This is a genomic window from Tistrella arctica (assembly GCF_039630945.1).
In the GTDB taxonomy this organism is placed as follows: domain Bacteria; phylum Pseudomonadota; class Alphaproteobacteria; order Tistrellales; family Tistrellaceae; genus Tistrella; species Tistrella bauzanensis.
This window is the reverse complement of the sequence record NZ_JBBKTV010000017.1, coordinates 68,985-77,446: the sequence shown is the minus strand read 5'-3', so window position 1 is coordinate 77,446 and position 8,462 is coordinate 68,985. Positions and strand designations below refer to the sequence as shown.

Annotated in this window: 9 protein-coding genes; 6 read left to right on the top strand and 3 right to left on the bottom strand. The window is 65.4% G+C overall.

The window, feature by feature from the left end; genetic code table 11:
- Positions 1-272: 272 nt before the first annotated feature.
- The 6 genes from rpmH to argB all read left to right on the top strand — a co-directional run bounded on the left by rpmH (position 273) and on the right by argB (position 5,041).
- The gene (gene rpmH, locus WG924_RS26180) at positions 273-407 is read left to right on the top strand and encodes a 50S ribosomal protein L34 (protein ID WP_345935980.1); all 135 of its coding nucleotides are present in this window, start codon (positions 273-275) and stop codon (positions 405-407) included.
- A gap of 136 nt (positions 408-543) precedes the next feature.
- Positions 544-972, top strand: coding sequence for a ribonuclease P protein component (rnpA, locus tag WG924_RS26175; RefSeq protein ID WP_345935979.1), 429 nt, complete (start codon positions 544-546; stop codon positions 970-972).
- Positions 973-1,019: 47 nt separating this feature from the next.
- A complete protein-coding gene (gene yidD / locus WG924_RS26170) occupies positions 1,020-1,391 on the top strand; it encodes a membrane protein insertion efficiency factor YidD (RefSeq protein ID WP_345935978.1) in 372 nt (123 codons plus the stop codon).
- Positions 1,384-3,126 (top strand): membrane protein insertase YidC, encoded by a 1,743-nt coding sequence (gene yidC, locus WG924_RS26165; protein WP_345935977.1) that lies wholly within the window; start codon positions 1,384-1,386, stop codon positions 3,124-3,126. Before yidD ends, yidC begins: the two co-directional genes overlap by 8 nt.
- A gap of 187 nt (positions 3,127-3,313) precedes the next feature.
- Positions 3,314-3,985 carry a ribosome biogenesis GTP-binding protein YihA/YsxC gene (yihA, locus tag WG924_RS26160; protein WP_345935983.1) on the top strand — a complete coding sequence of 224 codons (672 nt, stop codon included), beginning with the start codon at positions 3,314-3,316 and terminating at the stop codon, positions 3,983-3,985.
- Positions 3,986-4,123: 138 nt separating this feature from the next.
- A complete protein-coding gene (argB, locus tag WG924_RS26155; RefSeq protein ID WP_188581661.1) occupies positions 4,124-5,041 on the top strand; it encodes an acetylglutamate kinase in 918 nt (305 codons plus the stop codon).
- A 96-nt stretch (positions 5,042-5,137) separates the two neighbouring features.
- On the opposite strand, the gene WG924_RS26150 is transcribed toward argB, so the two are convergent.
- From WG924_RS26150 to WG924_RS26140, 3 genes are all read right to left on the bottom strand, one after another.
- Positions 5,138-5,767 (bottom strand): methyl-accepting chemotaxis protein, encoded by a 630-nt coding sequence (locus WG924_RS26150; RefSeq protein ID WP_345935976.1) that lies wholly within the window; start codon positions 5,765-5,767, stop codon positions 5,138-5,140.
- A gap of 15 nt (positions 5,768-5,782) precedes the next feature.
- On the bottom strand, positions 5,783-6,499 hold the full coding sequence (locus tag WG924_RS26145) for a protoglobin domain-containing protein (protein ID WP_345935975.1): 717 nt from the start codon (positions 6,497-6,499) through the stop codon (positions 5,783-5,785).
- Between the two features lie 248 nt (positions 6,500-6,747).
- Positions 6,748-8,418 carry an EAL domain-containing protein gene (locus tag WG924_RS26140; protein WP_345935974.1) on the bottom strand — a complete coding sequence of 557 codons (1,671 nt, stop codon included), beginning with the start codon at positions 8,416-8,418 and terminating at the stop codon, positions 6,748-6,750.
- Positions 8,419-8,462: the final 44 nt, after the last annotated feature.

Below are 8,462 nucleotides of genomic sequence, written 5' to 3'. Positions count from 1 at the left end.
ACGCGACGTCTCTCCACGGGCCGGGCCAGTCAGCGGCATAGCAGTCCTCCAAATCAGGGTGATTCAGAGAATCACGGCACGAGCAAGCCGTAAACCGCGTTAACCCGAGTTCGGGGCCCTGTCGGCTGCCGCTTGCGATTGACAGTGGGGGGGTGTGCCCGTATAAGCCCGTGGTTATTCGGGTTTCGCCGGCAGGCGCGGCCCGCCCGGCTTGTTGGTGATGCCGGGAACGGGGCCATCGTGCCGGGCACAGCAGACATGGAGTTTCTATCGTGAAGCGGACTTATCAGCCAAGCAAGCTCGTTCGCAAGCGCCGTCACGGCTTTCGGTCGCGGATGGCGACCGTTGGCGGCCGCAAGGTTCTGACCAACCGCCGCGCCCGTGGCCGCAAGCGCCTCAGCGCCTGATCGGACCGGCTGTGTCGGGTCGTGGATGCGTCGGGGCCAGCCGGTCATGGCGCGGCCGCGATCCTGACTGCATGAGGCCCGACTGCATGAGGCCTGACTGCATGAAGGCCGGCCCCGACTGTATGAGGACCGGGCAGTGAAGGCGGGGGTCGACGGACTGAAGCGGCGCGGCGAGTTTCTGGCCGCCGCACGCAGCGGCATGAAGTGGGCGACAGCCGGGGTCGTGGTTCAGGCCCGCCCCTGGACGGCGCCGGAAAGCCAGGCGCACGGTGCCCGCAGGGTTGCCGTGCGCGTGGGTTTCACCGCCAGCCGCAAGGTGGGTAATTCGGTGGCGCGCAACCGCGCCCGCAGGCGCCTGCGCGCCGCTGCCGATGCCTGTCTGCCCGATGCTCCCCCGGGGCACGACTATGTGCTGATCGCGCGGGTGGCGACGATCGACCGCCCTTATGACCGGCTTCTCGCCGATCTGGCCGAGGCGCTGCGCAAGGCGCCGCGACCAAGGCCGTCGCGATCGAAGCCACGCTCTCCGGCCATGGCGCCGGGGGCGCCCGGCGGCGGCGCATGACCGGTCGGATCCATCACGCCTCATGCGGCTGCCGGCGGCCCGACGGGATGGCTGTCCCTGACGACGCGATTCTGGGCGGCGCTGTCTGTGATGTGGAAGGCGGCGCCCCGGCTCAGGGCAGGACGCCCCGGCAGGGCATGATCACCCGCGGCATCGCCGGGGCCATGATCGTGCTCGTCCGGGGCTATCAGCTTGTCATCTCTCCCTATCTGCCGCCGCGATGCCGGCATCTGCCGACCTGTTCGGCCTATGCGATCGAGGCGGTGCAGCTTCATGGACCCGTACATGGCGCCTGGCTGGCGCTCCGGCGGGTGCTGAGGTGTCATCCGTGGGGGACGTCGGGTTTCGATCCGGTGCCGCCCCGTCCCGGACCCGGTGCTGCTTCAGGCGCCGGCAAATCAGGTGAGGCCGATGCCTGAACAGCGCAACCTGATGATCGCGATGGTCCTGATGATCGCGATCCTCTTCGGTTACTACCTCCTCGTCCCGCAGCCCCAGCGGCCCCAGCAGCCGGCCGAGATCGTGTCGACCGAAGCAGGCCAGACGGCATCGGGCCAGACTGCATCGGGACAGACCGCGCCCGGTCAGGCCGGCATCCCGGCCGCGCCCGGCTCCGGCCCGGCCGCGCAGGCGCCGCTCGACCGCGCCGCGGCGCTGGCGCGCGATCCGCGCGTGCGGATCGATGCGCCGCGTATCTCGGGCTCGATCAGCCTGCAAGGCGGGCGGATCGACGATGTGGCGCTGGTCGATTATCACGAGACCGTCGACAACAGCTCGCCGCGCATCGAACTGCTGTCGCCGCTGGGATCGAACGCCGCCTATTACACCCAGACCGGCTGGGTCGCATCGGATGACAGCGTGCCGCTGCCCGGTCCCGACACCCGCTGGACCGCCGATAACGAGGTGCTGACCCCTGACCGGCCGGTGACCCTGACCTGGGACAACGGCCAGGGCCAGACCTTCGAACGGGTGATCGCGATCGACGCCAATTACATGTTCACCGTCACGGACAAGGTGGTGAACAGCGGTGATGCGGCGCTGACGCTCTATCCCTATTCGCTGGTCTCGCGGTCGGGCACGCCCACGACGCTGGGCTTCTACATCCTGCACGAAGGCCCGCTGGGCGTGGTCAACGGCACCTTGCAGGAATATGACTACGACGATCTGGCTGAAAAGCAGGGTCCGATCTCGGCGCCGTCGACCGGTGGCTGGTTCGGCATCACCGACAAATACTGGCTGGCCGCGGTCATCCCCGATACGTCGGACACGGTGACGGCGCGCTTCGGCCACACCGTCGTCGGCGGCACGTCCAAATATCAGGTCGATTATCTGGGATCCGCCCATGAGGTGGCGCCCGGCGGCACCGCCAGCAATGTGTCGCGGGTGTTTGCCGGTGCCAAGGAACTGGACGTTCTGGATGGCTATGGCGACAGCCTGGGCATCGAGAAGTTCGACCTGGCGATCGACTTCGGCTGGTTCTATTTCCTGACCAAGCCGATCTTCATCGTGCTGCTGTGGATTGAAGGCATCGTCGGCAATCTGGGCGTCGCCATTCTGGTGCTGACCCTGATGACCAAGGCGCTGTTCTTCCCGCTTGCCAACAAGTCCTATGTGGCGATGAGCAAGATGAAGAAGCTTCAGCCCGAGCTGGTGAAGCTGCGCGAACGCCACAAGGACGACAAGGTCCGTCTCAATCAGGAGATGATGGGCCTCTACAAGAAGGAAAAGGTCAACCCGGCCGCCGGCTGCCTGCCGATCCTGGTTCAGATCCCGGTCTTCTTCTCGCTGTACAAGGTGCTGTTCGTCACCATCGAGATGCGCCACAAGCCGTTCTTCGGCTGGATCCATGATCTGTCGGCGCCGGATCCGATGTACATCACCAACCTGTTCGGCATGCTGCCCTATACCCCGCCGCACTTCCTGGCGATCGGTATCTGGCCGGTGCTGATGGCCATCACCATGTTCCTGCAGCAGAAGCTGAATCCGGCCCCGGCCGATCCGATGCAGGCCAAGGTGATGATGTTCCTGCCGGTGATGTTCCTGTTCCTGTTCGCGGGCTTCCCCGCCGGACTGGTGGTGTACTGGACCTGGAACAACCTGCTCTCGATCGGCCAGCAGTGGCTGATCATGCGCCGGATGGGCGTCAAGGTCTGATCAACTGAATGAAGGTGCCTTGCGGATGATCGCCGAACACGACGACGGGCAGCGGGACGGCGATCCTGTGCGGACCCTTGCCGAGACCAACCAGACCCCGGCCGCAGATGCGGCCGGGGTTCCGGTTTCTGACGATGCCGCCCCGGCCGACGCCGTCTTGTCCGCAAATGCCGTCGACGCCGATGGTGTGGATGAAGGCGGTGCCGATACCGCCGACGACGATCTCGATCCCGGTCTGGTCAAGGCCGGGCGCAGCCTGCTGCTGGGGCCGGTGAGCTTCGTGATGGGCGTCGCCCGCCTGACCGACATCCCTGATCCGGACCTGCCCGAGATCGCCTTCGCCGGCCGGTCGAATGTCGGCAAGTCCAGCCTGATCAATGGATTGACCGAGCGTGGCAATCTGGCGCGGGTGTCGAATACGCCGGGACGCACCCAGCAGTTGAATTTCTTCCGCTTCGGCGACGCCATGCTGATGGTCGACATGCCCGGCTATGGCTATGCCGAGGCGCCCAAGGCGATCGTGAAGACCTGGCAGAAGATGGTGTTCCGCTATCTGCGCGGCCGCAGCACGCTCGCCCGGGTCTATGTGCTGATCGATGCCCGCCACGGCGTGAAAGACAATGACCGCGAGGTCTTCAAGCTTCTCGACGATGCGGCGGTCAGCTATCAGGTGGTGATGACCAAGGCCGACAAGGAAAAGGCTGCGGTGCTGGCCCGGCGCCTGAAGGCGACGGAAGTGGAACTGCGTCGCCATGTCGCCGCCTATCCTAAAGTGATCGTCACCAGCAGCCGCAAGGGCCGGGGGCTTGAGGCGCTGCGCGCGGCGATCGCCCAGTTGCTGATCGAGAACCGCGGCTGATCGAGAACCGGGGCGGCGCCTGACGCCGCCATCTGCGGCCATCACCTGCCGCTTGCAACCACGCCTCACTCTTTCATGATGTCCAGGCATGATGTCCGGGACGCCCACGACATCGCCCGCCTTCAGGGGAGCTGCCCGATGACCACGCCCAAGACGCCCAATTCGATTTCCGACACGAAGCACTGGCTGCGCACCGCGGCAACCATCTCGGATGCGCTGCCCTATCTGCGCCGCCATTCCGGCAGCACCTTCGTGATCAAATATGGCGGCCATGCCATGGGCGACGCGTCGCTGGCCGAAACCTTCGCGCGCGACATCGTGCTGTTGAAGCAGGTGGGCATCAATCCGGTGGTGGTTCATGGTGGCGGGCCGCAGATCGGTCAGATGCTGGAGCGACTGAAAATCGCCTCCAGCTTCATCGACGGCCTGCGCGTCACCGACAAGGCCACGGTCGAGGTTGTGGAAATGGTGCTGGCCGGGTCGATCAATAAGCAGATCGTGGGCGCGATCAACGCCGCCGGCGGCACCGCCATCGGCATCTGCGGCAAGGACGGCAATCTGATCCGGGCCGAAAAGCTGCGCCGGACCAAGCGCGACCCCGACAGCAATATCGAGCGGATTCTGGATCTGGGCTTCGTGGGCGAGCCGACCGAGATCAACGACAAGGTCATCACCACCATCGCCCAGTCCGACATGATCCCGGTGATCGCGCCGGTGGGCGTGGGGCCGAAGGGCGAGACCTTCAACATCAATGCCGATACGGCGGCCGGCGCCATCGCCGCCGCCGTCCAGGCCCGGCGGCTGCTGATGCTGACCGATGTGCCGGGCGTGCTGGACAAGGAAGGCAATCTGATCGCCGATATGAGCGTCGCGGAAGCCCGCCGCTATATGGCCGACGGCACCATCACCGGCGGCATGATCCCCAAGGTCGAGACCTGCATTCAGGCGGTCGAGGGTTCCACCGAGGCGGCGGTGATCCTGGATGGCCGGGTGGCCCATGGCATGATGCTGGAAACCTTCACCCATCGCGGCATCGGCACCCTGATCCACGCCTGACCGGCACGCGGTTTCAGACGGACAAGGGGCACCAGCGCGCGTCACTGGTGCCCCTTTGTCGTCAGACGACCCTGTGTGGCCGGATGACCCTCGTCCTCAGGTGGCCTTCACGTCCTTCAGGAAGTCATCGACCGCCGAGCGCAGCGCGGTCGACTGGTTCGCCAGGGTGGAGACGGCGGTGCCCAACTGGCCGGCGACCTCGCGGCTGGCGGTGGATCCGTCGCGGATGCCGGCCATCAGCTCCGACACCCGGCGGTTGCCGGTGGCGGCCTGCTGAATGCTGCGGGCGATCTCGCGGGTGGTCGCCACCTGTTCCTCGACGGCGGCGGCGACCGCGGACGAGATTGAATTGATGTCGCCGATGCCCGAGGCGATGCCCCGGATCGCCTCGACCACATCGCGGGTCGCCTGCTGGACCTGGGCGATCTGGCGGCCGATATCGTCGGTGGCGGTGGCGGTGGCGGTCTGGTTGGCCAGGTTCTTCACCTCGCCCGCGACGACCGCGAAGCCGCGCCCGGCCTCACCCGCGCGTGCCGCCTCGATCGTGGCGTTCAGCGCCAGAAGATTGGTCTGTTTGGCGATGTTGTTGATCAGCGTCACGACCTCGTCGATCCGGCCGGCCGCCTCGGACAGCGTCTGGACGACGCCATCGGTGCGGCGGGCGTCGTCGACCGCGCGGCCGGCCATCTTGGCGGACTGAGCCACCTGCGAGCCGACCTCGGCCACCGATGCCGCCAGTTCCTAGGTGGCGCTGGCCACGGTCTGCACGTTCTCGGCGGTTTCCTCGGCGAGGCCCGCGGCATTGGACGAGCCCTGCACCGAGGTTTCGGCCATGGTCGCGATCCGTGATGCCGCCTGGCCGACATCCTCGCCCGAACGGCCAAGGTTCTGCACCACCTGGCCCATGCGGGCATCGAAGGTGGCGGCAAGCGCCGCCATGGCCCGCTGCTTGCTTTCCCGTGTGGCCTGATCATAGGTCTCAAGCAGGGCTTCGAGATCCAGCCAGGCGACCTTGCCCAGAGCCCGGCGATAGGCCTCGGCATCGCCACTGCGACGGTTGTGCCCGAACAGACCGCCCCTGGTGCCGGCCGGCGCCGTCAGGTCGTCCAGAATGGCGCCGCTGACCGTGGAATGGCAGATGGCGACGGCATAGCCCGGCACGCCGTGATCATAGAATGCCTGGGCCAGCGCCCGGGCAGATGCCGCGAAACCATCGTCGAGCCGGCCGCTGGCAACCCGGATCCAGTGGCTGAGGCGCAGGTTGTGGACCTGCGGGTCCATCAGCGCGCGCTGAATTTCGGGCCAGCCGGCGAAGCGCTTGTGCAGCGCGTCGAGCAGGGCCGGCAGACGGCGCTCGATCTCTCCGCGCCGCGCGCTCAGCAGGCGCAGGTCTTCATCAGTGACATCGAAGGCGGTGCACCGGCGACGCTGGTCGGCATCAAGACTCTGGATGGTCATGTCAGTCGCAGTCCTGCCAGAAGACGAGAAAAGGAATCATCGCGTGGATGGGGGCGGTGGGGAGATACGACTGCCTTGGATCTACCGTTCATGAGTGGGCTGTCGGGCAACGCGTATCACCGTTGCAACTGATATAGAGTTTATCGGATAAGAGTCTCGAATTGGTAAATGCTCAAAAAATTATTTTGAGAAGATTTAGTGCAAGCAAGATTATATACAGATGCGCGAATGTCTTTGCTTGCTATTCGTCAGGCGGGGGGCTGATCGTGGAAATCTGCTATATCAACAGAGGGGCGGCCAAACAAGTATCCCTGTCCGTACTGAACGCCGTTCGACCGCAGAAAATTCGCGGTGGCCTCGTTTTCGATCATTTCACCGACAGTAATAATACCAAGACCATTGCAAAGTTGGATGATTGCCCGCAAGAACTTGCGGTCGTCGTCGGTCTTGAGGGCATTGCGGACATAGGAGCCGTCGATCTTCACCAGATCGACCTTCAGCGCCCGCAGATATTGAAACGAGGCGGAGCCGGAGCCGAAATCGTCCAGGCAGACCTTGTGGCCGGCCTTGCGCAGGTCCTGAAGGAAGGCATTTGCCCGGGCCAGATCGTCGATCCGCGCGGTTTCCGTCACCTCGAACATCAGCCGGTCGCGCATCGGCCCCAGCGAGGCGAGCAGCTTGTTGAAACCGACGATGAAGCTCTCACTTTCGATCGAGCGTGCCGACAGGTTCACGGCGAGCCTGAGGACGGTGCCGCGCTGTTCGGCACGCTTGATCTTGTCGATCACCATCCGGCAGATGGCGAGATCGAATTCCTCGATGAAACCGGCCTGCTCGGCGAAGGTGATCACCTCGAACGGGCTTTCATCCGCCCGTTTCAGCCGCAGCAGCGCCTCGTAATGTTCGACCTGGCGCGAGCCCAGATCGACGATCGGCTGCAAGGCGACGCGGAAATCGCGCCGGCGGATGATGCCGCGATACTCGGCGATCCGCTTGGCGGTGTCGTCGACCATCTCGTTGTGCTGGCGCCGCAGGCTGTTGATCCGGCCCGACAGCTTGCGGTCCTTCAACTGGTCGGCCACGAACGAGATCGCGCGGGCGACGTCGGTGGAGCCGAGCTCGGCGCCATCCAGCGGCATGGTCGCCATCCGGAAGCCCAGCACATCACCCTTGGGGTCGACCGACCGCGCCAGCCGGCCGACCTGATCGCGCAGCTTGGCGATATCGGTGTCGGCGCCATGGATGACACTGTAGGTGTCCTGGTCCAGCCGGGCGGCGCTGTCGCCGACCACGGAATTGGCCCTGAGCAGGCTGGTCAGATTGGCCATGAATTCGTCGGTCAGCGACCGGTCGAGCTGCTGGCGCAGCAGGCCGAAACGTTCCAGATGCAGCAGGGTCATCTCATAGGCAGCGCCGATGTCATGGGCTTCCTGCTGGCGGTGCTTGGCGATCTGGGCGAACGACCGGGCGCTGATCAGCCCGGTCTCGACGTCGCGCGCTTCCGTCGCCACATCGGTGGCGACCATGTATTTGGGCAGCGACAGGGCCAGAAAATAATGCCCACCCAGATCGGGCAGGCGATAGCCGCTGACGATGGCGCGGCGGGTGACGGTGGCCAGCGGGTTGAGCAGTCGCACCATCACCGCTTCGAACCGGCCGGCGACGCCGGGCCGGTCCAGAACGGCGGTGATCATCCGGCGGTCGTCTTCCGCCACCAGCTCGTCCAGGGACAGGCCGATCAGACGGTCCTGTTCCCGCCCCAGAAGCCCGGTGGTGGCGCCGGCCACGAAGGAGATGATCCGGTTCTCGTCCAGCTCCATCAGGATATCGGCAGCCGTGAAGGCCAGCGCGACGAAGCGGTCGCGTTCCTGCTTCAGGCTGCGCATCGGTTCCGGAGTTGTGGCGGTCTGGCGGGACATCTGACCCTTGTCTTGAAAGCATCGTCCCCGATCTTCCGTCAGGA

Coding starts and splice junctions, on each gene's coding strand:
- yidC (WP_345935977.1), top strand. CDS start 1,384: ATGCCTGAACAGCGCAACCTGATGATCGCGATGGTCCTGATGATCGCG.
- WG924_RS26140 (WP_345935974.1), bottom strand. CDS start 8,418: ATGTCCCGCCAGACCGCCACAACTCCGGAACCGATGCGCAGCCTGAAG.
- argB (WP_188581661.1), top strand. CDS start 4,124: ATGACCACGCCCAAGACGCCCAATTCGATTTCCGACACGAAGCACTGG.
- yidD (WP_345935978.1), top strand. CDS start 1,020: ATGGCTGTCCCTGACGACGCGATTCTGGGCGGCGCTGTCTGTGATGTG.
- WG924_RS26145 (WP_345935975.1), bottom strand. CDS start 6,499: ATGACCATCCAGAGTCTTGATGCCGACCAGCGTCGCCGGTGCACCGCC.